23 protein-coding genes are annotated in these 26,082 nt (G+C 43.2%); 11 read left to right on the forward strand and 12 right to left on the reverse strand.

Going from position 1 to position 26,082, the window contains the following annotated elements; all coding sequences use genetic code 11:
• Positions 1 to 15: 15 nt before the first annotated feature.
• Entirely contained in the window at positions 16 to 1,638 is a 1,623-nt protein-coding gene (urtB, locus tag Vgang_RS15825; protein WP_406708315.1) for an urea ABC transporter permease subunit UrtB, read from the reverse strand.
• A gap of 96 nt (positions 1,639 to 1,734) precedes the next feature.
• On the reverse strand, positions 1,735 to 3,039 hold the full coding sequence (gene urtA / locus Vgang_RS15830) for an urea ABC transporter substrate-binding protein (RefSeq protein ID WP_105900995.1): 1,305 nt from the start codon (positions 3,037 to 3,039) through the stop codon (positions 1,735 to 1,737).
• Positions 3,040 to 3,354: 315 nt separating this feature from the next.
• Here urtA and Vgang_RS15835 point away from each other — a divergent pair, with 315 nt between their 5' ends.
• Positions 3,355 to 4,749: an esterase-like activity of phytase family protein gene (locus Vgang_RS15835; RefSeq protein WP_105900996.1), complete on the forward strand. Its 1,395-nt coding sequence runs from the start codon at positions 3,355 to 3,357 to the stop codon at positions 4,747 to 4,749.
• A 9-nt stretch (positions 4,750 to 4,758) separates the two neighbouring features.
• Here the strand turns inward: Vgang_RS15835 and Vgang_RS15840 are convergent, their stop codons facing one another.
• Positions 4,759 to 5,634, reverse strand: coding sequence for a LysR family transcriptional regulator (locus Vgang_RS15840; protein ID WP_105900997.1), 876 nt, complete (start codon positions 5,632 to 5,634; stop codon positions 4,759 to 4,761).
• A gap of 176 nt (positions 5,635 to 5,810) precedes the next feature.
• Between Vgang_RS15840 and Vgang_RS15845 the strand changes: the two genes are divergently transcribed.
• Entirely contained in the window at positions 5,811 to 6,647 is an 837-nt protein-coding gene (locus Vgang_RS15845) for a bifunctional allantoicase/(S)-ureidoglycine aminohydrolase (protein ID WP_105900998.1), read from the forward strand.
• A 267-nt stretch (positions 6,648 to 6,914) separates the two neighbouring features.
• Here Vgang_RS15845 and Vgang_RS15850 read toward each other — a convergent pair whose 3' ends face one another.
• From Vgang_RS15850 to Vgang_RS15865, 4 genes are read right to left on the reverse strand one after another with little or no spacing between them, the layout of a single operon-like run.
• A complete protein-coding gene (locus Vgang_RS15850; RefSeq protein WP_105900999.1) occupies positions 6,915 to 8,357 on the reverse strand; it encodes a sensor histidine kinase in 1,443 nt (480 codons plus the stop codon).
• Positions 8,357 to 9,034: a response regulator transcription factor gene (locus tag Vgang_RS15855; RefSeq protein ID WP_105901000.1), complete on the reverse strand. Its 678-nt coding sequence runs from the start codon at positions 9,032 to 9,034 to the stop codon at positions 8,357 to 8,359. Before Vgang_RS15855 ends, Vgang_RS15850 begins: the two co-directional genes overlap by 1 nt.
• A 25-nt stretch (positions 9,035 to 9,059) precedes the next feature.
• Positions 9,060 to 9,437 (reverse strand): diacylglycerol kinase, encoded by a 378-nt coding sequence (locus tag Vgang_RS15860; protein ID WP_105901001.1) that lies wholly within the window; start codon positions 9,435 to 9,437, stop codon positions 9,060 to 9,062.
• Positions 9,438 to 9,464: 27 nt separating this feature from the next.
• Positions 9,465 to 11,111, reverse strand: coding sequence for a phosphoethanolamine transferase (locus Vgang_RS15865; protein WP_105901002.1), 1,647 nt, complete (start codon positions 11,109 to 11,111; stop codon positions 9,465 to 9,467).
• A 183-nt stretch (positions 11,112 to 11,294) separates the two neighbouring features.
• Between Vgang_RS15865 and Vgang_RS15870 the strand changes: the two genes are divergently transcribed.
• A complete protein-coding gene (locus Vgang_RS15870; protein WP_105901003.1) occupies positions 11,295 to 12,083 on the forward strand; it encodes a ferredoxin--NADP reductase in 789 nt (262 codons plus the stop codon).
• A gap of 125 nt (positions 12,084 to 12,208) precedes the next feature.
• Here Vgang_RS15870 and Vgang_RS15875 read toward each other — a convergent pair whose 3' ends face one another.
• The 4 genes from Vgang_RS15875 to Vgang_RS15890 are packed head-to-tail and all read right to left on the reverse strand — an operon-like array spanning position 12,209 to position 16,726.
• A complete protein-coding gene (locus tag Vgang_RS15875) occupies positions 12,209 to 13,477 on the reverse strand; it encodes a DUF4056 domain-containing protein (protein WP_157945990.1) in 1,269 nt (422 codons plus the stop codon).
• A gap of 10 nt (positions 13,478 to 13,487) precedes the next feature.
• Complete coding sequence (locus tag Vgang_RS15880) at positions 13,488 to 14,489, reverse strand: alpha/beta fold hydrolase (protein ID WP_105901005.1); 1,002 nt, start codon at positions 14,487 to 14,489, stop codon at positions 13,488 to 13,490.
• Positions 14,489 to 15,640, reverse strand: a complete 1,152-nt coding sequence (locus Vgang_RS15885; RefSeq protein WP_105901006.1) for a BamA/TamA family outer membrane protein — start codon at positions 15,638 to 15,640, stop codon at positions 14,489 to 14,491. Before Vgang_RS15885 ends, Vgang_RS15880 begins: the two co-directional genes overlap by 1 nt.
• Before the next feature lie 3 nt (positions 15,641 to 15,643).
• Positions 15,644 to 16,726 (reverse strand): hypothetical protein, encoded by a 1,083-nt coding sequence (locus Vgang_RS15890; RefSeq protein ID WP_264923593.1) that lies wholly within the window; start codon positions 16,724 to 16,726, stop codon positions 15,644 to 15,646.
• Positions 16,727 to 17,161: 435 nt separating this feature from the next.
• Here Vgang_RS15890 and pstS point away from each other — a divergent pair, with 435 nt between their 5' ends.
• From pstS to pstB (Vgang_RS15930), 8 genes are all read left to right on the forward strand, one after another.
• Positions 17,162 to 18,205 carry a phosphate ABC transporter substrate-binding protein PstS gene (pstS, locus tag Vgang_RS15895; protein WP_105901008.1) on the forward strand — a complete coding sequence of 348 codons (1,044 nt, stop codon included), beginning with the start codon at positions 17,162 to 17,164 and terminating at the stop codon, positions 18,203 to 18,205.
• 198 nt (positions 18,206 to 18,403) lie between these two features.
• Complete coding sequence (gene pstC / locus Vgang_RS15900) at positions 18,404 to 19,360, forward strand: phosphate ABC transporter permease subunit PstC (protein WP_105901009.1); 957 nt, start codon at positions 18,404 to 18,406, stop codon at positions 19,358 to 19,360.
• Positions 19,360 to 20,247 (forward strand): phosphate ABC transporter permease PstA, encoded by an 888-nt coding sequence (pstA, locus tag Vgang_RS15905; RefSeq protein WP_105901010.1) that lies wholly within the window; start codon positions 19,360 to 19,362, stop codon positions 20,245 to 20,247. The genes pstC (Vgang_RS15900) and pstA (Vgang_RS15905) overlap by 1 nt, the downstream gene beginning before the upstream one ends.
• A gap of 78 nt (positions 20,248 to 20,325) precedes the next feature.
• The gene (pstB, locus tag Vgang_RS15910; RefSeq protein WP_105901774.1) at positions 20,326 to 21,123 is read left to right on the forward strand and encodes a phosphate ABC transporter ATP-binding protein PstB; all 798 of its coding nucleotides are present in this window, start codon (positions 20,326 to 20,328) and stop codon (positions 21,121 to 21,123) included.
• A gap of 251 nt (positions 21,124 to 21,374) precedes the next feature.
• Complete coding sequence (locus Vgang_RS15915) at positions 21,375 to 22,196, forward strand: phosphate ABC transporter substrate-binding protein (protein WP_105901011.1); 822 nt, start codon at positions 21,375 to 21,377, stop codon at positions 22,194 to 22,196.
• Positions 22,197 to 22,291: 95 nt separating this feature from the next.
• Positions 22,292 to 23,257 carry a phosphate ABC transporter permease subunit PstC gene (pstC, locus tag Vgang_RS15920; RefSeq protein WP_105901012.1) on the forward strand — a complete coding sequence of 322 codons (966 nt, stop codon included), beginning with the start codon at positions 22,292 to 22,294 and terminating at the stop codon, positions 23,255 to 23,257.
• Between the two features lie 23 nt (positions 23,258 to 23,280).
• On the forward strand, positions 23,281 to 24,144 hold the full coding sequence (gene pstA, locus Vgang_RS15925; RefSeq protein ID WP_105901775.1) for a phosphate ABC transporter permease PstA: 864 nt from the start codon (positions 23,281 to 23,283) through the stop codon (positions 24,142 to 24,144).
• Positions 24,145 to 24,243: 99 nt separating this feature from the next.
• The gene (pstB, locus tag Vgang_RS15930; protein WP_105901013.1) at positions 24,244 to 24,993 is read left to right on the forward strand and encodes a phosphate ABC transporter ATP-binding protein PstB; all 750 of its coding nucleotides are present in this window, start codon (positions 24,244 to 24,246) and stop codon (positions 24,991 to 24,993) included.
• A 299-nt stretch (positions 24,994 to 25,292) separates the two neighbouring features.
• Here the strand turns inward: pstB (Vgang_RS15930) and Vgang_RS15935 are convergent, their stop codons facing one another.
• Entirely contained in the window at positions 25,293 to 25,940 is a 648-nt protein-coding gene (locus tag Vgang_RS15935) for a GGDEF domain-containing protein (RefSeq protein ID WP_105901014.1), read from the reverse strand.
• Between the last annotated feature and the right edge of the window lie 142 nt (positions 25,941 to 26,082).

The raw sequence follows: 26,082 nt of genomic DNA on the forward strand, positions 1-26,082 counted from the left end.
TGTCATACCGCCCCCTTATTCCGCAGCTCGGCCACGTTGAGGGAACAAACCCTTCGGACGCTTTTGAATAAATAGAATGATGAATACCAACACCAGAATTTTCGCCAGTACCGCGCCAGCCCAAGGTTCCAAAATTTTGTTGAACAAACCAAGGCTTAAACCTGCCACCAGCGTGCCCCACAAGTTACCCACGCCGCCGAATACCACCACCATAAACGAATCGATGATGTAGTTTTGCCCCATGTTCGGACCCACGTTGGTTAACTGCGATAACGCCACACCCGCGACGCCCGCAATGCCAGAACCCAAACCAAAAGTCATGGCATCAACTCGCTCAGAACGCACGCCCATCGCTCGCGCCATCGCACGGTTTTGAGAGACAGCACGAACTTGTAGACCCAGCGGGGTTTTCTTCAAAATAGCGACCAGCGCCAGAAACACCATGAAGCAGAAAATGATGATGTAAAGACGGTTATAAGTGAGAGATAACATAGGGTTAATGCTAAGCGCACCCGACATCCAATCTGGGGTACTGACCGAGCGGTTTAACGGAGAGAAAATACTGCGTACTGCTTGTTGAAGAATCAGACTAATACCAAATGTGGCTAATAGGGTTTCCAGTGGTCGACCATATAAGCGGCGGATGACACTACGTTCGATCACAATCCCAACCAGTCCCGATACCACAAACGCCGCTGGAATAGATAGCAACAAAGCCAGCCCTATATTGTTTGGCATAATTTGCTGGATCACGTAAGTGGTGTACGCGCCAATCATGATCAGCTCGCCGTGCGCCATGTTGATCACGCCCATCACACCGAAGGTGATTGCAAGGCCAATCCCCGCTAATACCAATACCGAGCCTAGGCTCAAGCCAAAGAAGACGGTTTCAACACCACCGTAGAATTTTTGTTTTTGCTGATAAGTATTCAAAGCCAACTGCGCTGCTTGTTTGACTTCATCTTGCGCATCGCTATGAATAATTTGGCTTAAAATGCCATACACTTCCGATTGCTTTGATTGACCAATCACTTCAATCGCAGCGACTTTTTCATTTGCATTGTCACTGGTTTGCACTTGGTTCATGGCTAACGCTAATTCAATTGCAGATTGCACATCGGCATTGCTTTCAGAAGCCAGTTGGGTATGCATTTTTTCGATGGTTTTCGCGTTGGTTGTGCCTAATAAGCTATTGACGGCTTGCAAACGAATAATAGGATCATTCGCGCTCACATCAATACGTGCAATCACATCACGAATGTCAGAACGAAGCGAGTTATTGGTGCGCACTTTGGAAAAATCGCGAGTGTTATCGATGGTCGCGTCTTTAGCATCAAATAAGGCCGTCGCGGTTTGTCCTGTTTTTAAGGATGGAATAACGAACAAGGCATCATCAGACTTTCTAAAATATAAATCGCCCTCTAACCAAGGCGTTAAAATGTTTTTGGCTTGTTCGGTATCAGAAGATTGAGATAACCACTCAATCGCATCTTGTTTATCACTGCTTTTTTTCGACAGCAAAGCGGTTTTCACATCCGATAATGATTGAAGTTCAGCCGCGCTAGATAAAGAGCTCCAGCAGGCAAAACACAACATCATTATTAGGAGTAATAATTGATTTATTGGTTTTATTATCATGTTTTCATCCGTGGCAGAAATTAAATCTGAATCCTTTCTAATTGCCCACCTTGAGTGCTCTGTAAACACACACCAAGGTGGGCATTGGAGCAAATATTATTCGGTCACCTCACCTAAACATTTCTTCGTTTCCGTGTTGTAGCTGCCGCACATAACAGGCTTAGTCCAATCTGAAATCAGGTTAGCTGAGCTCGGTAAGAAGTCAGACCAAGCATCGCCTTTCACTTCTTTTTCCGTTTCCCATACCACATCAAATTGGCCGTTATCTTGGATCTCACCAATCACAACCGGTTTGGTAATGTGATGGTTCGCTAACATGGTTGCAGTGCCGCCAGTGAGGTTTGGCGTCGACATGCCAATGATGGCTTCACTGACTTTATCGGTATCGGTTGTGCCGGCTTTTTCTACCGCTTTCACCCACAAGTTAAAGCCAATGTAAGTCGCTTCCATTGGATCGTTGGTCACACGTTTGTCGTCTTTGATGTATTTGTGCCAAGTATCAATGAAAGTTTCATTCGCTTCATAATCGACACTCATGAAGTAGTTCCACGCCGCTAAGTGACCCACTAAAGCTGATGTATCCATACCAGAAAGCTCTTCTTCACCAACAGAGAATGCAATCACTGGAATGTCTTCTGATGACACACCTTGCGCTGCGAGCTCTTTATAGAAAGGCACGTTAGCATCACCGTTGATGGTTGAAACGACTGCGGTTTTCTTACCTTCTGAACCGAATTTCTTGATATTTGAAACGATGGATTGCCAATCAGAATGGCCGAATGGGGTGTAATTCACCATCACGTCAGCATCGGCAATGCCTTTACTTTTCAAGTAAGCGGCTAAGATTTTGTTGGTGGTGCGAGGATAAACATAATCAGTACCAGCTAGGACAAAACGTTGAACACCTAACTCATTAATTAAGTAATCCACCGCAGGAATCGCTTGTTGATTTGGCGCAGCGCCAGTGTAGAAAATGTTTTTCGAAGACTCTTGGCCTTCATATTGAACTGGGTAGAACAGAATGCTGTTGTCTTGTTCAAACACTGGTAACATGGCTTTACGCGACGCCGATGTCCAACCGCCAAATGTCACCGCCACTTTATTTTTTTCAATCAACTCACGCGCTTTTTCAGCATACATTGGCCAATTAGATGCAGGGTCAACCACTACAGGTTCTAATTGCTTACCTAGCACGCCGCCCTTTTTATTTTGCTCTTCAATCAGCATTAAAACAGTATCTTTTAAAGTGGTTTCACTGATCGCCATGGTGCCCGACAAAGAGTGCAGCACACCGACTTTTATCGTATCTGCCGCTTGAACACTAAAAGCACATGCTGAAATAGCAGCGCTTGCCGCGATCAGCTTTAAGCGAGTTTTAAGGGATTGAGGTTTGTTTTGCATAAGTATCGCTCCTTGATTGAGAACTTATTCAGTCTGTAGATAACACTTAAATGAGCAAAGAGCGTGCCAGAGAAATAATCTATTGATTTAAAATAAATTGTTCAGATTGGTGCAATCACAAAGAATAGAATTGTTCATTTTTGGTGCATATTTTTTAGCCGATTCACCAAAAAAGTGATATGAGTCGTAAGAGGAATGAGATGGATGTAAAACTGCACTAGATCAGGGAATTAAGATCCTCGTTATAAATACTTCACACCAATGTAACAAAATGTGACTACCGTTAAATTCTTCTTATTCAAAAGGACTTAACGAATGAAACCATTAACTTTATTAGCGATATCACTGAGTACTCTGTTTGCAGTGTCAACGCAGGCGGCTTTAACGCCTAATCAAGCCAAAGTAATGGCGATGCAATCAGGTACTCAACTCCCTTATAACGTGATGAAAAGTGATATTCCTGACGCAGAACGTGCAGGTAAGACTCTGGAATTACGTAATGGCGCATTCGGTTCTGATATGGCGGCAGATCCTAGAAATCCAAACCGATTTTATGCGCTCACTGACCGTGGGCCGAACGCAGATATTAAAGGGCAATATGGCAAAGGAAAGATTTTCCCAACACCAGATTACACTCCTAGAATTGGTCACTTTGAAATACAAACAGATGGCAGTATCCAGCTTATTAACACCATTTTGCTTAAAGATACCTCTGGCAATGTGATTACAGGTTTACCCAATACCGCCAATCTTGGTGGCACAGGAGAAACGCCTTACCAACTGGATGGTCAGCCCGTTACCATCGATGCATCCAAACCATTTGATAAAACAAATAACCCAGTAAAATTGGATGACTTTGGCCTAGATAGTGAAGGCTTAGTTGCCCTGTCTGATGGTACCTTCTGGGTCAGTGATGAGTATGGTCCTCACATTGTGCACTTTGATGCTTCAGGCAAAGAAATCGGCCGTATTAATGCCTTCACACAAGACTCTCGTGATGTTTTTCATTTACCCGCTGAGTTTGCCAACCGACGAGCAAACCGTGGCATGGAGGGTCTCGCGGTAAGTAAAGATGAAAAAACTCTGATCGGCATTATGCAATCGAGCATGGCAAACCCGACGAAAAAGCAACAAGATCTCGATTTAACTCGTATTGTGACGGTTAACCTTGAAACGGGCAAAATTGGCCAATATCTCTATCATCAAGATAAAAATGGCAACTCAAACTCAGGGATAAAATCTCTCGGTAATCAACAATTTGTTGTGATTGAGCGTGATGGTAAATTTTTAAATCAAGACGCGAATGCCCAGAAAGACATTTACCGTATTGATTTACGTAACGCGACAGATTTAGAAGCATTGCCTTCTAATGATCATCTCAAACAAGACGAAAAATTGGGCTTGATGATTGATGGAAAAACCGTTGAACAGTTTGTTCAGGACAATGGTTGGGACGCACTAAAGCAATATGGTATTCAACCCGCTGAAAAGACACTGCTGGTGAACCTTGCTAAAACCATACACTACCCTCACGACAAACTAGAGGGGATGTGGGTAATTGATGATTCACATATTGGCGTCTTAAACGATGATGATTTCGCCATTGCACCCGCAGGGAAAAATCAAGTCACACAAAAATATCTAACGCCAGACCGCATTGACGGCAGTACGCTTTACATCGTTGGTGATTTGGATTTAAAAGCTCAATAATGTAGCTCCTTAAAGGTGTACACAGCTTCGATAAATCCCATCACAGGCTTCAATTAATTTCTCAGCCAGCAACTTACCTTGCTGGCTGAGTTGTTGTTGAGCATGAAGAATGAGTTCTAATGGTGCAATATTCGGCAAGCCGTCTTGTTCTGTCAGCACTTGGTGTAAAGACGTCACTAAACGACTTGGTAATAAAGAAATCCCTAACCCTGCTTCTACTGCGCACCCAACGCCAGATAAACTGGTAGTGATGTACGCCATGCGCCAATGTTTACCGAGTGAATCAAAGGTATGCGCCATTTCACTTCGATATAGACCCGTGCTCGGCAGCCCAACCAGCGGAATAGTTTGTTGCTGTAAGTTTTGCGCGTCTTTGCCGTCAATCCAACTCAAAGGCTCTAGCCATTTAGCGATACCGGTGGCTTGCTCTGGCCGATGTTTTACTAAGGCTAGATCCAATTCCCCTTTGTTAAACTGATGCCAAATATCACTGCACATTCCGCTTTTAACTTCCAAACGTACCTCAGGAAACGCCTGAGCAAATAACGATAAGGTTGGCATCAGCTCATGAGTGGCGAAGTCTTCTGGCACGCCTAATTTAATTGGTCTTTGCTCAGCACTGACAACCGTTTCCGCAATCGCATCTTCCATCATGGCGAGAATACGTCGCGCATGGGAAACAATGCGTTCCCCTTCTAATGTGGGCGTTGCAAAGCGCTTTTTGCGTACTAACAATTCGCACCCGAGTTGCGCTTCTAATTTACGAATCTGCTGGCTAATAGTGGATTGCGTTAAGTGTGTACTGTCTGCTGCGCGAGTAAAACTGCCAGTATCGACCACCGCAACTAAACTGCGTAATAAAATAGGATCCAATGTCGTATTCATTTTCCACTTCCATGTAAGAGCCATCTACCAGTCATACTATTTAATTTTCCACTGATAGTAATTAAATTATTTAATTTTTAAATTTTAAATGTGAGGCGCATAATCAAACACAATAGAAAATCATTGCGACAATGACGTCTTTTTCGCTCTATCTCTTGTACGAAGGATCACAAGATATGACTAATAAACACACTTATTACTCACCTCAAGGTGGGTTGCCTCCACAAACTCAACTCCTCACCGACCGCGCGGTATTAACCGATGCGTTTGCCATTATTCCTAAAGGCGTATACAGCGACATCGTGACCAGCTTTCTGCCCTTTTGGCAAGGCATGCGCATGTGGGTGATTGCGCGTCCATTGAGTGGATTTTCTGAAACCTTCTCTCAATACATCGTTGAGATTGAACCTGACGGTGGCTCAGAGCGCCCAGAACTTGACCCTTCAGCGCAAGGCGTATTGTTTGTGGTGGCTGGTGAAATGGACATCACGATTGAAGGGAAACCTCACCACATGACTGAAGGTGGCTACGCTTATCTGCCGCCAGAGTGTAACTGGACTATCAAAAATAACGGTAACACACCCGTGAAATTCCATTGGGTACGTAAAGCCTATCAATATGTAGAAGGGTTAGACGTTCCAGAAGCGTTTGTTACCAACGAAAATGACATTGAACCGATTCCTATGCCAGACACCAATGATGCATGGGCAACCACACGCTTTGTCGATTCAACCGATATGCGCCACGACATGCACGTCAATATCGTGACGTTTCAACCTGGCGGTGTGATCCCATTTGATGAAACCCATGTAATGGAACACGGCTTGTATGTACTGGAAGGAAAAGCGGTCTATCACTTAAACCAACAATGGGTGGAAGTGGAAGCCGGTGATTTTATGTGGTTACGCGCATTTTGCCCACAATCTTGTTATGCAGGCGGCCCTGGCCCATTCCGTTACTTATTGTACAAAGACGTCAACCGCCACATGCCGTTTATTCGCCCTAAAAACTAGACGGTCCGGATAGAAAGAAGCCTAGCTCAATCACAAGCTAGGCTATCTGCAAATTCGTTCAATTCGCAATCAAAGGGGGAGGTACTCGCTGTTACCCGAGCCCCTTTATTATTAGCGAATACCCAACAAAGAAAAACAGAATAATTTTCTCTAATTTATTTCCCCTATTGCGCTGTTTTGCGTGTTCAGTGTTTAAAAACGGTATTTCTCTACGCTGTGTTTCTAGGGTCTGTTGACCCTAGGGAGCAGCTTCTCGCGCCGTTCTTTTCATTCATCTCTTTTTATGAATTTTTCACAAAGCCCACTCACGATAAAGCCAATTTGTTGCTCTGGTGCCAGGTATTCGACTCTCAATTGATAGTGATTTAGCTCGCAAAGGTTATTCACAATGGAAAGTCCCAATCCATAGCGATCATTGGCGGTCCGAGATTGGTCGGCTTGATACATAGGCTCAACAAGGTGCTGAATGTCTTTTTCATTAAGTGTGGTTGCCACTGGGTTTTCTACAGATAGTGACATTCCACCAGCCTGCTCATATAAGCGAATCTGAACAACCGACGATTCTGGGCTGTAAAATAAGGCATTATCAATCAGGTTAGTGAGTATGGTTTGCAATGAAAAAGCATCACCAAACACCATCGGCTGCTCAATATCGAGGTTGACCCGCTGCTTCAAATCTTCAAATTTAAATGACAATTCAGCCAAGACTTCTTCAACTAACTGATAAACGTCGATCGCTTCTTGTTCAATTTGCAAAGTGGATGACGATGTTCTTTGTAATAACAATAAGTTATCAACGATCTTCTTCATTCTCTGGGCAATTTTCAGCATATCTTGCTTATAGGTTTGCCCAATTCTTTCGTCATTAGGGTAGCGAATATAGACTTCACTCAAACTCATGATCTCCGCAATGGGCGTTTTAAGTTCATGAGCAATATCACCCGTTAACCGTTTTTCATTTTGCAAAAAAGCTTGGTTCGCTTTGATGAAAGCATTGAGCTCTTTACGGATAGGTTCGATTTCTTCCACTGGGCTTGCGGGTTGAGGGATCTCTGCCACTGAATTTTGTCCAATCTCGATTTGCTTGATTTTGTCATTCATGGTCAAGAGCGGTTGCAGCCCTTTATCAACAATTCGAATGGCAAGATAGCGCATGACAAAAATCGATATAAAGAATGTCACAACCAAAAATATATCGAGAAACACCAACATACGTTCTAATGAATGAGTCGATTGATATAAGGCTAAGTAGACAGGGTGTTCATGCTCCGAGGACAACTGTTCAGATTCAGGCAAAAAATAGGAAAGAAATGCTCGACCTTCTTCCCCATTTGGCAGTGTGACATCCAATAATTGATTCGTGTTCAGTGGAAGGGAAACTTTGATCAATTGTACTTCAGGGTAAGAAGATAAAGATTGCGAACGTTTGAAACTGGTATCTTGAAACCACAATTGATAATAGTGAACATCATCACCATCGTCTTGAAACTCTGACATCATATCATCATCAAAGCTGAGCGTATCACCCGATACTTTAACCAGTGATTTCATATAGTTGGCTTTATTTACCAGGGATTTATCAAATTGATCATCAACCCAAGAATCTAAACTCAAGTCAATAGACAAATAGACCGCGAAAATAATGATCCCGAACACCAGCGAGATAGAATTGACTAAGTTGCGTTTAATAGAGGTCATTTTGGCTTTCATCACTCCGCCTCTTCAACAAAGTAGCCAAAGCCACGTTTATTTTTGACTGGCAATGTGCCACCAATAGCTCGCGCTTTTTTTCTCACTGAAGATAAATGCGATTCAATGGTATTTTTAGATAAATAATCGAATGTCCCGACTACAGATTCACTGATCATTTCGACATTCACGACACGACCTTTAGCCGAAAATAAACACTCAATGATCTTAAATTCATTTCGGGTGAGTTCTATTTCTTGCCCTTGATATGTAAAGCGCATCGTTTCTAAATCAAGGCAAAACCCGCCCACGGTTTGACGATTGTCCTGTTGCACTAATTCGCCACGGCGTAATATTGCCAAGATCCGAGCATGCAATTCTTCAAAAGAAAACGGCTTTGTAAGGTAATCATCCGCACCTTGCATCAAACCATCAATTCGGTCTTGAGGCAGAATTTTAGCTGATAAAATCAACACCTTACTTTGAATACCTTGCTGGCGCAATGTGCGCAATATGCTCATGCCATCAACGTTAGGCAGCATCAGATCCAAAATGATCAAATCATAGTGATGGCTCAGTGCCATACTAAGCCCCGCCGAACCGTCGCCAGTTTCATCTAAGGTAAAACCGAGATTATTCAAACCAACCACAATGCCGCGACGTAATGCTTCTGAATCTTCAATGATTAATAATTTCATTCCCCACTGCCCTTCATATCAAAGTTTAAAACAAGGGATAAATGATCACGCCCCAGACCATCAAACACATGATCATACTCAATGTGACTAAAGCCGACCCGACGTTTTTGGCAACACCAGATAATTCGTGATATTCCAACCCAACTCGGTCTACCACGGCTTCAATCGCGGTATTCACCATTTCTGCAAACAACACAAACATCATAGACAAAATAAGTGCGATGGTTTGCATCGCTGAAATATCTAAATAAATGGCCAGCGCGGCTAAAGGAACAAACAGAACCAATTCTTGTTGAAATGCCGCTTCGTTTTTGACCATCCACTTTAAGCCATTAAAGCTGTGTTTGAGGGTGAACAAAATTCGCATTAAGCCGGTACGTTTTACAACAACTTTTTCACTCATGAGGCGGTTAACTCGTTTATTTTTAGATTAAACATGACAACGGGAAAATATGTCCAACTCGGCATTTTTCGCTTGAGTCGTGACACCATAAAAACCAATCAAACTATGAAAGAAATAATCATGTGAAAGATTCGTTTGTTTCGCAGCCTTCTCCACACAAGACACATCCAGCTGCTTTTGCTCTGTATATTGTTTTGGCATCCAGAGCAGCCATGGCACGGTTCTTTGCTCTTTAGGCGCAATAGAATACGGCGTACCATGCAAATATAATCCATTCTCGCCTAGCGATTCACCATGGTCAGAGACATACATCATGGCCACGTTGTAGTCTTTAGAATAGGTCTGTAACAGCTTGACCACTTGCGCCAAAAAGTAGTCAGTATATACCAGAGTATTATCATACACATTGGTAATTTCCTGATCGGTACACTGCTCAATGTCTTTACTGTTACACCAAGGCGCAAAACGAGCCATTTGAGCAGGAAACCGTTGGAAATACGTAGGGCCATGGCTGCCAATAGTATGTAGCACAACGAATTTGTTTTTGTCATCATGCTCAATAAACGTCTTGGCAGGCTTGAGCATGACTTCGTCATAACACGTTTCCCCATTACATAATGCAGGGTCTTGAGTGGGATCAATTTCAACCTTATTGGTATTATGCGCCACGCCTTTGTCACCACCATCATTCTCAATCCATAAGGTTTCAACGCCGGCTTTAGCAATAATATCAACCGCATTATCTTGCGAGTACGCTCTTGCCTTGTTGTAGTTTGTACGATTCATATTTGAAAACATACAAGGCACGGACAGCGCGGTATAAGTGCCGCAAGAAGCCACATCGTGCAATGAAATGAAACCTAGATTCTTAGTATACGGCTGGGTATCACGCTGATAACCATTCTCTGCAAAGTTCATCGCTCGTGCGGTTTCACCCAGCACCATCACCACAAGAGTCGGCTTCTTATTTTCAGTCGGCAATAACTTGGCATCGTTACCGAATGAACGATATGTCAATGGCTGAGTCAGGTAATTTCGCTTAACGTATTTATAGCCTTCATAAACGTGCCCAGGGATGATCATTTTATTGAGATAGTGATTGTTGCGCCCCACAGAGGCGTAGTCTTTATAGGTGGTAATGGCAATCAAAGTAATCCCAAGCAACCCCAATAACATCAGAATGATGCGTGACGCTAGCTCGCGAAATATTGAAGAGCGATAGTCCACTTTTACCCAGATTAATAACAGTGACGGGATCACGCCAAACACAACAAAATAAAAGCCGGAACGGACATTCACGTAGAACAAAATTTCCGACACATTGGTCTCAAATACATTTTCTAGCATTGTGCTATCAAATAAGGCATGAAATTGCTCAGCGCCATACAAGGCCACCGATGAAGTGAGCGTCAATATGACGAAAAACGGTTTCATGATATAGGGAATCGCGAACAACGAAAAAATCGTACAAAACGCAAAAAACAGCACCAAGGGGCCAGTATAAGGAAACCAAAAATCTGGCACGTCCTGGCTTAAGGAGAAAATCTCCCTGACAATCGGATAGTTCAGAATAAAGCCATAATAAAACGCCACCATAATAATCATGGTGGTCACTTTACATTGAGGACGGTAAAAGGAATCCGCATTCCATAAACGAGTAACGAAAGACAACATAACAAACAGACCTAATAATTGAGTGTTTGCAGTCTAGGCTTCATCACTGAAGATTGGCTGAAGATGCACTGAAACTTGGCGCAAGGTTTCTAAATGGAACGGTTTGCTAATCTATACTGAAGGTGTATGGTGTAATGGTTGATTTTTCTACGAAATTCACCAATTCAGTCAGAGGGAGTGTATATGCAAGAGACACCACTAGGCTTCGTTGCGGGTATTATCATAAAACGCATTGATTGGGCGGAACATGTTTTTTCACTGCGAGTACAAGCGCCGCTTTCCGCTTTCCCCACTCCACCCTACACTGCGGGCCAATTCAGCAAATTGGGCGCATTAAATGACGATAATGAATGGGTTCGCAGAGCCTACTCCATGGTGAATAAGCCATGTATCAATGGCGATAATCTTGAGTTGGAATTCTTAGTCATTGAAATCCCCGATGGTAAACTCACACCATTACTAGAACATAAACATGAAGGCGACGACATCATTGTAGGCACTCTACCGGCAGGCTTTATGACCATCGACGAAGTGCCGGACACAACGCGAGATTTATGGATGTTATCAACCGGGACAGGGATTGGACCATTTTTAGCACTATTAGAAGAGACTGAACAATGCCAACGCTTTGAGCATCTCGTATTGGTGCATGCGGTTCGTACCAAAGCCGAATTGGTTTATCGCGATACCATTATCGAAATGATGAAAACCTACCAGGGTAAACTGCGTTATGTACCTATTGTGTCACGGGAAGCTGTGTCTGGCGCGTTATCAGGCCGAATCCCTCAACATATTCAAGATGGCACACTAGAACAAGCAGCCCATCTAAAGCTCAGTCATCAAGACAGCTTTTTATACCTATGTGGCAACCCTAACATGATCCACGATACCCGCGATGTTCTGCAACAATTGGGCTATAAAAAGCACCTACGTCGCGAAGCCGGCCAATTCAGTTTTGAGAATTATTGGTAATAGCTAGAGTGGTTAATACTTAAACGGATTAGTGCATAAACTGGTTAATACAAAAAACAGGGCAATGAAATTTTCACTGCCCTGTTATTCTTTCAACTATATAGACGACTCCTCTATATAGACTACTATTCTTTGTCTCTCTCTTTCAGTATCGCTTGATATTCTTTGCTATCGAACTCCTGATCATACTGAGCGATTTGGTTATACACCCTAGTATCAAGCACAAAATCAGGATACAGAGTTTGAGGAATATGACTGGTAAACGTCTCACGATATTTCTCATCAATCGCCATGGTCATGTTCGAGATTTCATCAAACACAATATCGAAATCCTGCTCGGCCAGAGTCAGCACCAAAGGCTCAATACCGTCATTGATATGCTCTTTTAGCGCCGAATCCGTTGCTTTGGTTAAATTCGCCTCCCTAATTAAGAGAGGCGTTTGCTGCATAGTAAGATTATAATTGCGTTTTAAGATCATGTACTTTTCTGGAATTGGCGTATTGGAGTCCCACCATTGACCATCCACGGCATCGAACGCTTGCGAGCTTAACGTCACATCCAACGCCTGTAGGTATTGTAAGGTTTGGTATAACCACGCCGACATATTGCGGTTATAGTCATCCACCGATTGTGCTAATCCATCCATCAATAATTTAGACGCCAATTTCGCTCCAAGCATATTGGAATACAGATCTTCCAATGAATAAGCTGACACTAACTCTGGAAATAGTGGAAAACTTTTAAATTCATGCCACTGCGAGATTTCATGACCTTGTGCCATTTTAAACGCGTAATACGCAGCGAGTTCGATACTGAGTTTTTTCTTATCCGCTTCACTCAACCCTGATACATCAAACGCTTTAAAATGAATGGTGCGTGCGCCTAGTTCTGGCTCAAGTTCAATACTGAATTCTTGCCCAAGCTTCGGGTAAATTTTATAAAACAAACCAGTCGTATTATCGGCCGTATCACGAACATGGGCGAGGTCGATAAAGCCGCCTTTTAAGGTGTACAGCACACCATTATGCTCACCTTGCAGCGAGCCTGTGGTGTCATTATCGCGCATTGAAAACTGGCTCGAACCATAAATGTGCGGGCCAATGTTATCAATATCAGCGGTATTCGGTAATTGGAAAAATGGTACTTTTACTTTGCCCACTTCCACATGCTGCTCATTGCCAAACGCGCAGCATGGGCGCACGCTGCTCGGCAATTCAAACTCATTGGCAGAAATTGCCACTTCTTGTTTCACCGGTGTATTTGATGCCAACATATTCGCGACGTCTTTCGGTTGCGGCTGTGCGGTTTCTACCCATGAATGTGATGAACAGCCCGCCAAAAGTAAGCCAAGGCAAGACAAAACAATGATGCGATTCAATGGATGACGTTTCATTTTATATCGATTATTCATGGCTAGCGTTTACAGTTTGCGGGTTTTGCTGCGCATGGTTTTGTCGCGCATATTGCTGAATAAAGCCTTTCAATAGACGATTCACCGTATCGGGTTTTTCCAACAAAATATTGTGCGCAGTGTCGGTCACAATATACAGAGGCGCATCCACTTGTTTGGACAATAACATGCCGTTTTCAAGCGGGAAGATTCGGTCGCCTTCGCCCCAAATTAATTGCATTGGTGGCAGTGTTTGCTGAGTTTTCTTGGCATCAACTTTAGTGACAAACCCTTCTCGCGAATCCATTAAGTGGTCCAGCATGTAGGCTTTTTGCACCGAATTGCTCGCGAAATATTTTTCGTAAAATCCATCCATAGTGAACGCAGGCACATGAAGTTGGTCTTCACTGGTGGCATTCATTAAACGCTTCAAACCCGCGTCATCGGAGGGCACAAAAAGCTCACTCGGCTTATCAATACCAAAGCGTGCCATCAGTGCATCTAAATCTTTTTGTTCAAATGCGCCACCTGGACTTGAAATAATAGTCGCCGTCGTTGCGATGTCATTGTTCGCCAGCAAGCCATAGACGATAAAACCGCCATAGGAGTGACCGACGAGGTGAATACGGCCTGTCACATTCAACTGCTCAAGCAATTCATGAATCGTGGCGACTTGATCTTCCAGCGTTGGCTGTAAATCACTGGTGGATTGGCCGTACCATAAAATATCCGGTGCAATTACTCGGTATTGCTCACCTAACGCCACCATGGTCGATTGCCAATTGGATAACGCATCGCCGCCCACCCCATGAATCAAAACCACCGTATCTTGACTGGCCTTCTGGTTATCCCAGTAATGCACTTGGGTGTGATGTTCATTGTCACTCAAAATGATCACGTTATCGGTAAAATTTTCATCTTGAACATTAGAGGCAAGATGGTCGACATACAAATTAGTCGTTGTGCTACAAGCGGTCAGTAATAAGCTCGATAAAGATAGCCAAAACTTTTTCATTAAAATGCCTCATTCACATTAAAGTACACCATGGATTCATTTTCGCCGATGGCATAATCCAAACGCAGGTTCACTCTATCTTTCACACGAAAACGATAACCAACCCCATAACTCATCAGCACATCTTGCCCGATTTCATTCACTTCTTCAGCTGAACTGGCTGCACCAACCCAAGTCACGATACCCGTTCGTCCATAAATAGGCAGACGATATTCCAGTTGCGAATACATAGCTTGTTTGTCGCGATATCGCCCTTCGATATAACCACGAAGATTGGCCGCGCCACCGATTCGAGGTAAATAGTTCCAAGGTACCTCACCATCAGTAAATGCGCCTTTAATTTGCCACGCCAAGACACCGGGGACGGGTTCTAAATCAATATAGTTAGATAATACCGTATTGTAGGTTGAGAACTCATTATCGCTAAGTTTATCGAAATAGTGGGCTACATCGAGTTGAAATAGCCAACCTGAGTATGGGTTGAGTACATAATCACGCGAATCGTACGTTAAATTCACCACTAACCCCGTAGCCGCGTTATCCGTCAATTCCACCGGCGTTTCAACATCTGTGTTGCCAATTTCGGCATTGCCTGCACGCACTTCTTGGTAATCAAAACCAAAGCCGAAATACAAATTCTTACGAAGTGTAAAATAGTACTTAGGTGAAACCCGAAGGATGTTATGAGTGAAATCGATTTTATTACTGTCTTTTTCAGCTGCGCCATAGCCTATGCCGTAAAACACATCGGGCGCTTTGGAGAGCTCTGCCAACAACTCAAAACGTTGCTTACCATCGTTTAAAAAGGTGATGTTATTAACGGCCACACCAGCAGAGAAATTACTGGATGCAAAACCATTAACCGTCACGCTTGAGGGTTGATGTTCAATATTCGAATCACTAGGAACATGGTAAAGCCCGACCGCGGAAATCCCAATACCGAGCTGCATTTCAGGGGTATAAAATGGGCCTGGCAATACCGAGAAATCAACGGTTTTAGATGCATCGTAATCACCGGATGCTCCTAAGTCATCTAACATTCGATCAATCAAGCCGCCTTTCTTTTCCTGCTTTTCTGGAAATAGCGGCACCACAGCCATGACTTGCGTTGAAACCAATATAGCGGGTAACAGGTATAACCCTATATTCATAAGCTAGTACCTATAATCCAATCCTATGAAAGCACTGGTTCTCTTACCCACACCGACTTCACCAATCACATCCCAAGTCGGTGAAATCACATAGTTAAAGCCAAAGGTGGTATTCCATTCTGATTCCAACTCTTGTTTGACATCAAAACGGCCATCAGGAGCAATCGCATTCACATCACGGCCTAAATTGCCCGTCAAAATATCACTGAGTTTACCCGACATTTCTTGCTGCACGCCTTGATACATTCCGCCTACCCACACACGCAACTCTTTGTTATAAGGCGTAAAGCGATAACCAAGTCGCGGTGAAATCACCACCGAATCAATTTGACCATCCAAAATATCCAGTTCAGTGCGGGTGTAGTTCAAATCTAAAATGGTGAACCAGTTACCCACGCCACCAGCTATCGTGGTGCCGATCCCATAAGTCATGCCGTGATAATCCAAATCGAAATTACCAATATGACGCGTTTCTTCAGGGTTATCGCCACATAAAGCATTCATAATTCGATGCACAGGATTGGGGTGTAAAAATCCGCCGGGATCAACCGGGCGACCTTGCTTACAAGTAATCGGCGCGGAGCTGGTTCCATCGGTATAACCTAAAATGCCATACACATTTAAAAATGGCAGCAGCCACATATCAGCGCGTAAAGTGACATTACTGGCTTCTTGCTTTGCATCTGAAATATCGAGGTAATTATTAAATAGCGCATCCGAGATGGTTCGAAGATCTTGGTTGGGCAAACCTCTGATCGGCCCAGAAAGATCAATACTGTCAATTTTTATCGGTTGATTCATGCTCATATAGCTGAGCGAGAAACCGTACGCTTTCGGCAGCACATAGCCCAATTCGCGAGCTTCTTTGCCCCAAATAGGAAAATAACGATCTTCATCCGAAGAAGTTTGAACGGGACCAACTGCTTGTGACTGAGTTGAATCGCTAATGGCTTGAGTAGCCGTTTCCGCAGAAATGCTGGATGCTTGATCGGCATACACAAAGTCAGAATAAATGATATTAGGTAAACAAGCGAAAATGGACAACGTTGCGCTATTTGCCAGCCATTTATAAATATGATTCATCATACTTTCCTTGATTATTTGGCTGCTAATGTGATCGGATTAGCACAATTCAGTTCTTCATTATACGCCCTTTAACGCGGTTGCCTATAACAAGAAACCTTTCGCTATCAAAGTATTAACCCACCGGCAGTAAAAACAAGACTTCGATTTTTAATTTTAGCAAGCATTTGTTTGCAAATAATTAACACTTAATTGTTACAAATATCCCTGTAATAAACATGAAAAATATCGATTTCAAAAGAAGAAAATCACTTTAAAATCTAAAGTTCGCCCCTCTAACATAAAAAACCTAAACCATTATTATCAATAATTTACACCAATTCCACTCTGAAAATAAAAGAAAAACGAAAAATATTTCACACTGTCACATAAATGAAATGTAGGCGAGTTAACTTATCAACCGTAAACACACTTACTTACAATTTTTAGGACAAACAAATGAAGAAGTACGCTTTTCTTTTAGCCTCTCTTGCTGCTGTTTCTACCTCTGGCATGGCGGCGACTACCATCAACGGCGCTGGTGCAACATTCCCTTACCCGGTTTACGCAGATTGGGCAAAGGCTTACAACCAAGAAACGGGTGTTGAGCTGAACTATCAAGCGATTGGTTCTGGCGGCGGCATCAAGCAAATTGAAGCAAAAACTGTCGACTTCGGTGCATCGGACGCGCCTTTAACAAAAGAAGAATTAGATCAAAATGGTTTAGTTCAATTCCCAGCGGTAATGGGCTCTATCGTTCCAGTTATCAATGTAAAAGGTATTGAAGCGGGTCAGCTTAAACTTTCAGGTGAAGCCCTAGCAGACATTTACCTAGGTAAAGTTAAGTACTGGGATGACGCTGAACTCAAAGCGCTGAACGATGATGTTCAACTTCCTCACCAAATGATTGTTTCTGTTCACCGTTCGGACGGTTCAGGCACAACATTCAACTTCACTGATTATCTCAACCGTGCAAGCAAGTCGTGGGGTGACCAAGTGGGCATGGGTAAAGAAGTGGTATGGCCAAAAGCGGCAACCAACCTAGGCGGTAAAGGTAATGCTGGCGTTGCTAACCTAGTAAAACGTACTCCAGGTGCGATTGGTTATGTTGAATACGCTTATGCTGAGCAAAACAGCCTAACTTACACACAAATGAAAAATAAACACGGCAATTTCGTTAAGCCAGAACTTGCAGCATTCCAAGCAGCAGCGGCAAATGCAGATTGGGCGAACGCTCCAGGCTTCATGCTGATGCTAAACGACCAACCAGGCGCACAATCATGGCCTATGACAGCAGCAACCTTCATCTTGATGCACAAAGAACAAGCGAATCCAGAAACCGCTAAAGAAGTGCTTAAGTTCTTCAAATGGGGTTACGAGCACGGCGATATGGCGACGAAATTGGGCTACGTTCCAATGCCAGAAAGCGTAGTAGATATGGTTGAGACTATGTGGTCTAGCGATATCAAAGACGCAAAAGGCGCGCAAGTTTTCACTAAATAAGTGAAGCGAAAAGAACATGGAAGTGCTCGCTGAATGGTGAGCACTTTTGTGGTTTACAAAAAGCCATTGCTTACAGAAACCACAGTTTAAAAAGAACTCATGATTAATCGACAGGCTAGGTTTCTAGTTACTAGAGCCTGTTAAGTTAACCAAAACGAAAAAGCTATTTGATTTCATTACACACATCAGGATATCACTTTGAGCGTTTTATCTTCCGCTTCGGCAGCGCCATCAAGACGATTATCTCACTTAGGTGCAGATAACCTATTCCAAAAACTCAGCTTTGCGAGTGCATTGCTGATCACTGTACTTATGGTGGCATTATTTGCTTCATTAGTCGGTGGGGCATTACCGGCCATCTCTGAATACGGCTTCGGTTTTATTACGAGTACCGACTGGGATCCGGTTCAATCTCTTTTTGGCGCGGCGAACGCACTTTACGGTACCGTCGTTTCCGCCATCATTGCGGTATTACTTGCGACGCCTATTGGTATCGCGATTGCCATTTCTTTATCAGAATTAATGCCAAAATGGCTAGCAAAACCCATCAGTATTACCATTGAGTTGCTGGCTGCGGTCCCTAGCATTATCTACGGTATGTGGGGCTTATTTATTTTTGCACCTTGGTTTTCTGAAAACGTGCAAATGTGGTTACTGGAAAATATCAGCCCGCTTCCAGTGATTGGTGTGTTATTTGAAGGTCCACCGATCGGCTTAGGCTTGCTCACTTCAGGCATCATCTTAGCGATTATGATTTTACCGATCCTAACGTCACTGATTAAAGATGCATTAGCAACGGTTCCAAACGTATTACGTGAATCGTCTTACGGTATTGGCGCGCACTCTTGTGAAGTGATTTTGAAAGTCTTACTCCCTTCGATTAAAAGCTCGATCTTAGGCGCTTTCATCTTGTCATTAGGTCGTGCTTTAGGCGAAACCATGGCGATCACTTTTGTGGTTGGCGGTTCGCAAGATATCAATGCTTCACTGTTTATGCCTGCCACCTCCATTTCGGCCACGATTGCAGAGCAATTTAATGAAGCGACAAACCCTATGCACTTAGCGTCGCTTTTAGAGCTCGGCCTCGTGTTGTTCTTAATTACCTTTATGGTGATGAGCTATGCCCGTATTCAGCTTAGAAAAGGAGAGAAATAATGACTCATTCGCCTTCCATGTCTCGAGCCAAGTGGCGCACAGTCAAAAATAAAATATTCCGTAGCTTATGCTACGCCGCAACCGGTGTAGGCTTACTGATTTTGGCGGTCATTTTATACAGTTTATTAAGTAAAGGTTTACACGGGCTGCATTGGACAACCTTTACCGAATCCATGCCAAGCCCTGGTGGTGAAGGCGGTTTAGCCAATGCCATTGTCGGCAGTTTAATGATCAGCCTAGTCGGTATTGCGATTGCAATTCCAGTTGGTCTGCTCGCAGGCACTTGGTTGTCAGAATATGGTAAGAACTCAAAACTTGCCGATACGATTCGCTTTTTAAACGGCATGTTAATGAGCTCCCCTTCTATTTTGATTGGTCTGTTCATTTACGAAATTTTTGTGCAGCCGTTTGGTGGCTTCTCAGGTTGGGCAGGTTCGATCGCACTTGCAATCATCGTTCTGCCGATGATCATTTCTACGACAGAAGAGATGCTGAAACTGGTACCGAAAACCATTCGTGAAGCTGGCGCCGGCATTGGCTTACCAAAATGGCGCGTGACGTTATCTTTGAGCTATCGCAGCGTAGGCGCAGGCATTTTGACTGGCATCTTGTTGTCGTTTGCTCGTATCTGTGGCGAAACTGCACCGCTGCTATTTACCGCTTTAAATAACACCTTTATGTCATTTGATATGAACGGCCCAATGGCAAACTTGCCGGTTACCATTTACCGCTTAGCCATGAGCCCTTATGACTCTTGGAACGATCTAGCATGGACAGGGGCACTAATTATTACGATTGCCATCTTAATGCTTAACGTTATTTCTCGATTTTTACCGTCTTGGTTAGCAAAGAAATCGCAACCAAAAACAGTTAAACAAAACGGATAACCCATTATGAATGCGACCACACAAGCAACAGTAAACCAAGCAACCAATAAGCAGGTTTCAACCAGCAACGTAATTACGATGAATACCAATATGACTAACAATAAAGAAGTGAAATCACGCTCCAAGCGCATGGACGTTCAAAGTCTGAACTTTTACTACGGTAAAGGCAAACAAGCGCTGTTTGATATCAATCTTCCTATTTATGACAATCATGTCACGGCAATCATCGGCGCGTCAGGTTGTGGCAAGTCAACTCTACTTCGAACTATGAACCGTATTTATAACTTATACGATGAACAATACGCTGAAGGAAAAATTTTACTCGATGATGAAAACATTCTCTCCAGTGGTGTTGACCGTTACGGGCTACGCAGCAAAGTCGGCATGATTTTTCAAAAACCAACGCCATTCCCAATGAGCATTTACGAAAACATTGCGTTTGGAATTCGTTTGAATGAAAAGCTATCAAAAGCGGAAATGGATGAGCGAGTACAAGATGCCTTAGAACACGCTCGTTTATGGAAAGAAGTGAAAGATAAACTGCACACAGATGCAATGGGTCTATCAGGTGGTCAGCAACAACGTTTGTGTATTGCGCGAACCATCGCATTAAAGCCAGAAGTGATCTTGATGGACGAACCAACGTCTGCACTTGACCCTATTGCGACTCAAGGTATCGAGAAGTTGATCACCAAACTTCGCAAATCCTTTACTATCGTGATCGTGACGCACAATATGCAGCAAGCGAAACGAATTTCTGATTTCACCGCCTTCATGCACTTGGGTAAGTTAGTTGAATTTGGCGAAACCGAACAAATTTTCATCCAGCCAAAACAAACCATGACAGAAGAATACATTGGTGGTGAATTCGGTTAACCATCTCGCTATATTGCCATTGAAGCGGTGGCTAACTAACGGCTACCGCTTCAAATTCAAAGGCTTTGCGGCTCTCCCCTCTATTTGAACGCACAGATTGCTCAATTCATTTCTATGCAGGTAATCAGCAAGATTCACCTGTGTCATCTATGTTTCAAATTACTGTAACACAACTGTCATATTTCAAACCTAAAGTGGCTCTCGTCAACTCAACGACTCAACGGCATGAAGCCATAAAGGAAATACAAGGTATGAAAAAGACAGTGATCAGTGCTCTAGCCATCCTAGGTGCACTAACAGTAAACCCAGTATCAGCAAAAGAAACTATCTCTGCAGTAGGTTCAAGTAGTGTTACTCCGTTAATGGAAGTCTTTGCGGAAACCTATATGAAATCGAACCCAGATGTTTTCATCGAAGTTCAAGGTCCTGGTTCTTCTGCCGGCATCAAAGCGGCAAAAAACAACTCTGCTGATTTAGGTATGTCATCTCGTGATCTGAAGGACTCAGAAAAAGAGCCGAGCCTTAAAGAAGAAGTTATCGCTCGTGATGGTATCGCAGTTGTAGTTAACCCTAAAAACACTTTGAAAGGCTTAACAGCTGAACAAATCACCAAAATTTACAAAGGTGAAATCAACAACTGGAAAGAAGTGGGCGGTGAAGATAAGCCAATCGTGGCCATCACTCGTGATACTGCATCAGGTACTCGTGGCGCATTTGAAGACATTTTAGGTCTGAAAATGAAAGTCAACGGCACTGAAGTTTCAGCAATTTCTCAACGCGCGCAAGTAGCGAATGGTAACGGCGGCCTTAAAACTATGGTTGCAGGTAACCCATACGCGATTGGTTACATCTCACTAGGTACAGTAGATGAATCTGTTCACCCTCTTGCAGTTGACGGTGTAGAAGCAAGCGTTGCTAACGTGAAGAATGGTACTTACAAAGTTGCTCGTCCATTCCTAGTGCTTTACCACGAAGGCAAACCAACTCCAACAGCGCAAAAATTCCTAGATTGGATGCTAACTAAAGATGCACAAAAGTTAGTAACAGCTAACGGCTACATCGATATCCACTAAGAAATAATTGATTTAAACATTGCTCAGCTCGCAAGGGCTGGGCTTATTTTCCATTTCAATAAGCACCATATCAGCTTTGAAATGTGAATTTTATTATGACCATCGCCACTTATAGTGACAAAAATATGAATAGTGACATGCTTATGAATACTGTCGCCGAAACAGAAGTGAAAACTTCTCAAAACAATGGTAACTTGCGCCAAAAAACAGGCATAGACTGGAAAGAAAAAATCTTCCATGCTTTGTTTTTAAGCAGTGCAGTTATCGGTATTGTTTCACTCGCCCTTATTGCTTACTTCATCATTGCTGAAAGTGTCCCCGCCTTCCAAGCGGTTGGTGTTTCAGGCATTGTTTTAGGTGATAACTGGCTTCCACCAGCGCTTTATGGCGTATACACCATGATTATTGCCTCAGTGGTTTCGACTCTGGGTGCGGTTGTGATTGGTGTTCCAGTTGGTATCTTGACCGCCATTTTTATTGCCGAAGTTGCCCCTAAACGCGTTGCTGATGTTATTCGCCCTGCTGTTGAGCTATTAGCGGGTATTCCATCGGTCGTTTACGGTTTCTTTGGTCTCGTTATTATCGTCCCATTAATACAAGAAATCTTTAACGTGCCAGCGGGTAACACCATTTTGGCCGGTATTATTGTATTGGGTGTCATGATTCTACCTACCGTGATTACGGTTTCAGAAACCTCTATTCGCGCGGTGCCTCATGCTTATAAAGAAGGCTCACTGGCACTGGGTGCTTCAAAAACTTTTACCATTTTTAGAATCCTCCTTCCTGCGGCTCGCTCAGGGATCATGACCGGGGTGATTCTAGGTATCGCTCGTGCTCTAGGTGAAACCATGGCCATCATTATGGTGATGGGTAACGCCCCTGCTATGCCTCAAGGGATTTTAGATTCCGCTCGTACCTTAACCGCCAACATTGCGATTGAAATGTCTTACGCCAGTGGCGTGCATGCCAACGCGCTTTATGCAACCGGTGTGGTGTTACTGGTATTTATTATGATTTTAAATGCTGCCCTTCTTTACCTAAATCGTCAAAAAGCGAGGTAATGAGCATGAACGTAGATAACAAAATGGATTTCGCAAAGCTTAAAAAACAACGTCAAAACAAAGATAGAATCTTAGACGTTTTCATCTGGATTTCAGCGGGTTTAACCGTTGGCTTCTTGTTCTGGATTATCTGGTACATCCTGGCGAATGGTTTACAACACGTCGATTGGAATTTCATTACCGACGACTACACTCGTACTGGCGATGAACACGGTATTTTCCCAATGATCATTGCGACCATTTATATGGTAATCGCTTCCATAGCGGTGGCAGCCCCACTTGGGATCATGACGGCCATCTACCTAACCGAATACGCCAAACCGGGCAGTAAGTTGGTTAAAGTCATCCGTTTTTGTACCGAATCACTTGCTGGTATTCCATCGATCATCTTTGGTCTATTTGGTATGACATTCTTTGTCGCGGTATTAGGCTTTGGCTTCTCAATTTTGTCTGGCGCATTAACGCTCAGCATCTTGATCTTGCCTGTCATTATCCGTACCACCGAAGAGTCTCTGATGGCGGTATCTCAAACTTACCGTGAAGGTTCATACGGCCTAGGCGCATCAAAAATCTACACCATCTGGCGTTTGATTTTGCCGAGTGCGATGCCTGGTATTTTAACCTCAGTCATTCTAAGTATTGGTCGTGTTATCGGTGAATCAGCCCCTGTTTTCTTAACAGCAGGTATGGTGGCGCGTATCCCTGAATCCTTATTCGATTCAGGCCGTACCCTGACGGTTCACTTATATAAATTGACCACAGAGCTATTCACGATTGAAGAATGGAACCAAGCCTACGGTACAGCGACCGTGCTGATCGTACTGGTTTTAATCATCAACATGCTCACGAAGCTGATTGCGAGCAAATTCAACAAAGCGAACTACTAATTCACACTTACGCAATCAAAATAACTTCATTCATATAGAAACGACTATAACAGGCAGTGGCAAATAAACAGAAGTGGCTGCCTTAAAAGAGATAACGACATGAACAAATTTAACATTGAAAATCTAGATTTATTCTACGGCGACAACCAAGCGTTGAAGAGCATTAACCTACCGATCCCTCAAAAGAAAGTGACCGCGCTTATTGGTCCATCTGGCTGTGGTAAATCAACCCTGCTTCGCTGCCTTAACCGCATGAATGATTTAATTGCCGGCGTCAAAATCACGGGTAAAGTGACCATGGATGACAATGACATCTACGGCAATATTGATGTATCGGATCTGCGTATCAAAGTCGGCATGGTATTCCAAAAGCCAAACCCATTCCCAATGAGCATTTATGAAAATGTCGCGTATGGCTTACGTGCTCAAGGCATCAAAGATAAGAAATACATCGACTCAGTAGTAGAGAAATCACTGCGCGGTGCAGCATTGTGGGATGAAGTGAAAGACCGTTTAAAATCACACGCTTTTGGTTTATCCGGTGGCCAGCAACAACGCTTATGTATTGCGCGTACCATCGCCATGCAACCCGATGTGATCCTAATGGATGAACCAACCTCGGCGCTTGACCCAATCGCAACGCACAAAATCGAAGAATTGATGGAGTCTCTAAAGAAAGAGTTCACCATCGTCATCGTAACTCACTCGATGCAACAAGCACGACGTATTTCAGACCGTACCGCTTTCTTCTTGATGGGCGAATTGGTTGAACATGATGAAACACAAGTCATCTTCAGCAACCCACGCGACGACCGCACACAAGGTTATGTCAATGGTGATTTCGGTTAATCCCGCACACTCAATCAAGCGCTTGAGCCCTATCTCAAGCGCGACAAGATAACTATAAAAACGCGATGGAACTCTTGCCCCTTACTAAGGGGCTTTTTTGTGGCGGTCAACATGCCCGAAAGAAAATATTCTTTGCAGCCTTTACGGCAGATAAAACAAAGCCCACCAATTGTTAGGCTCTTTCTAATACGTGTTATTAACGCGTTTTTAAGCTCGACATAAAGTGCTGCTCATAAGACATCAATCGGTTATTAATCACGAATTCATCATGATTGATCTCCACATCACGCAGTAAAAAGTTACCGTACTTTCTTATCTTGCTCTTCTACCGATAAATTAATATCAAAGCTGCCAAACTCATCACAAATGGTTTCGATTTTATCAATCGATTTCTTCGTTAAAAGAAATTCATCCGCTTGTTTAATAGCTTGAGACAGTGTTTGATGACTCTTCAAACTAAAAGCGACATAGCCACCTGTTACGGTAAAGCTTGGCACTGAATTCGCTTTACAGTCATAGGCTAATTTTTGGTTGAAACTTTGCATGAATTGATTCGGGTCAAATTCACTTTGCGAATCAATGTAAAGTACAACCAAAAATTCATCACCGCCTAAGCGCACAATGTCATCAAAAGGTTTACAGATATGTCTCGCAGCCACCGCAATCAGCTTGATGTCTTTGTCACCAATATCATGACCGTACTTATCGCTAATATGTTTGAACTTATTAGCATCAATAGAGAAAATATGAGCTTTCTTATCGTTATTTATCGCTTTATCTATTTTCTTATACACTTTTTGATACAAGCCGTGACGGTTAAACGTCTTCGTTAATGAGTCATAGTATTGCTTGTCACTTTCACGCAGGCCGTGGAGCATCTGTTGTAAAATGGTATAGCTAAACACAAGCACAAAGAAAGGCATGAAAAAATAAGTAACCTTGCTCATCCAAAATCAGCTTTAACATTGAAAACGTCGGTACTTGAAGACGTACACGAATTTTACCAAATTCCGAGGGTAATCGGCCCTGATCAGCATCTTCAAAACTCAGTAGTTTCTTACCAAACACATCAACTTTCGGTGGAATATG

This window comes from Vibrio gangliei (genome assembly GCF_026001925.1).
GTDB classification, from domain to species: Bacteria; Pseudomonadota; Gammaproteobacteria; order Enterobacterales; family Vibrionaceae; genus Vibrio; species Vibrio gangliei.

Coding starts and splice junctions, on each gene's coding strand:
- Vgang_RS15935 (WP_105901014.1), bottom strand. CDS start 25,940: ATGAGCAAGGTTACTTATTTTTTCATGCCTTTCTTTGTGCTTGTGTTT.
- pstA (WP_105901010.1), top strand. CDS start 19,360: ATGACTCATTCGCCTTCCATGTCTCGAGCCAAGTGGCGCACAGTCAAA.
- urtA (WP_105900995.1), bottom strand. CDS start 3,039: ATGCAAAACAAACCTCAATCCCTTAAAACTCGCTTAAAGCTGATCGCG.
- pstC (WP_105901012.1), top strand. CDS start 22,292: ATGACCATCGCCACTTATAGTGACAAAAATATGAATAGTGACATGCTT.
- pstB (WP_105901774.1), top strand. CDS start 20,326: ATGAATACCAATATGACTAACAATAAAGAAGTGAAATCACGCTCCAAG.
- Vgang_RS15880 (WP_105901005.1), bottom strand. CDS start 14,489: ATGAAAAAGTTTTGGCTATCTTTATCGAGCTTATTACTGACCGCTTGT.
- Vgang_RS15860 (WP_105901001.1), bottom strand. CDS start 9,437: ATGAGTGAAAAAGTTGTTGTAAAACGTACCGGCTTAATGCGAATTTTG.
- pstS (WP_105901008.1), top strand. CDS start 17,162: ATGAAGAAGTACGCTTTTCTTTTAGCCTCTCTTGCTGCTGTTTCTACC.
- Vgang_RS15850 (WP_105900999.1), bottom strand. CDS start 8,357: ATGAAAGCCAAAATGACCTCTATTAAACGCAACTTAGTCAATTCTATC.
- Vgang_RS15875 (WP_157945990.1), bottom strand. CDS start 13,477: ATGAAACGTCATCCATTGAATCGCATCATTGTTTTGTCTTGCCTTGGC.
- Vgang_RS15840 (WP_105900997.1), bottom strand. CDS start 5,634: ATGAATACGACATTGGATCCTATTTTATTACGCAGTTTAGTTGCGGTG.
- pstA (WP_105901775.1), top strand. CDS start 23,281: ATGGATTTCGCAAAGCTTAAAAAACAACGTCAAAACAAAGATAGAATC.
- Vgang_RS15890 (WP_264923593.1), bottom strand. CDS start 16,726: ATGATGAATCATATTTATAAATGGCTGGCAAATAGCGCAACGTTGTCC.
- Vgang_RS15855 (WP_105901000.1), bottom strand. CDS start 9,034: ATGAAATTATTAATCATTGAAGATTCAGAAGCATTACGTCGCGGCATT.
- pstB (WP_105901013.1), top strand. CDS start 24,244: ATGAACAAATTTAACATTGAAAATCTAGATTTATTCTACGGCGACAAC.
- Vgang_RS15915 (WP_105901011.1), top strand. CDS start 21,375: ATGAAAAAGACAGTGATCAGTGCTCTAGCCATCCTAGGTGCACTAACA.
- Vgang_RS15870 (WP_105901003.1), top strand. CDS start 11,295: ATGCAAGAGACACCACTAGGCTTCGTTGCGGGTATTATCATAAAACGC.
- Vgang_RS15845 (WP_105900998.1), top strand. CDS start 5,811: ATGACTAATAAACACACTTATTACTCACCTCAAGGTGGGTTGCCTCCA.
- Vgang_RS15835 (WP_105900996.1), top strand. CDS start 3,355: ATGAAACCATTAACTTTATTAGCGATATCACTGAGTACTCTGTTTGCA.
- Vgang_RS15865 (WP_105901002.1), bottom strand. CDS start 11,111: ATGTTGTCTTTCGTTACTCGTTTATGGAATGCGGATTCCTTTTACCGT.
- Vgang_RS15885 (WP_105901006.1), bottom strand. CDS start 15,640: ATGAATATAGGGTTATACCTGTTACCCGCTATATTGGTTTCAACGCAA.
- urtB (WP_406708315.1), bottom strand. CDS start 1,638: ATGATAATAAAACCAATAAATCAATTATTACTCCTAATAATGATGTTG.